Source organism: Bacteroides intestinalis (assembly GCF_003464595.1).
Lineage (GTDB): Bacteria > Bacteroidota > Bacteroidia > Bacteroidales > Bacteroidaceae > Bacteroides > Bacteroides intestinalis_A.
The window spans coordinates 1-507 of sequence record NZ_QRZF01000079.1 but is presented as its reverse complement, the minus strand read 5'-3'; the positions used below and the strand labels follow the sequence as shown (position 1 = coordinate 507).

Genomic DNA, 507 nt, shown 5'->3' with positions numbered 1-507 from the left:
CCGTATAGTCATCGACAGGGATACCCAAAGCTCCGGCACGATTCATCTCCACCGCCACATCAACAGCCTGCAACACCTGTTCAGTTGTAATGCCGGCCAAGATAAAGTTGCCCTTGTCCAAAGCCTCGGGACGCTCCGTACTCGTACGGATACAAACAGCAGGGAAAGGATGACCGATTGAAAGGAAATAGCTGCTCTCCTCAGGCAGGGTGCCCGAATCTGAAACTACAGCAAAAGCATTCATCTGAAGATGGTTATAATCATGAAAGCCCAAAGGTTGGTGCTGGATCACCCGCTCGTCAAATACAAAACCACGCTGTTCGATGAATTTCCTGGATCGCGGATGGCAAGAATAGAGAATAGGCATATCGTATTTTTTTGCCATTTCATTAACCGCATTCATCAGATTGAAGAAATTCTTCTCCGTATCGATATTCTCTTCACGATGGGCGGACAGAAGAATATATTTTCCTTTTTCCAGTTTTAGTTTTTCCAAAATATCACTCC

Annotated in this window: 1 protein-coding gene; it reads right to left on the bottom strand. The window is 45.4% G+C overall.

The genetic code is table 11. The annotated features are described in order from the left end of the window. Positions 1-507, bottom strand: a 507-nt coding sequence (locus DWW10_RS25870) for a UDP-N-acetylglucosamine 2-epimerase (protein ID WP_147350498.1), incomplete at both ends; no start/stop codon positions are given.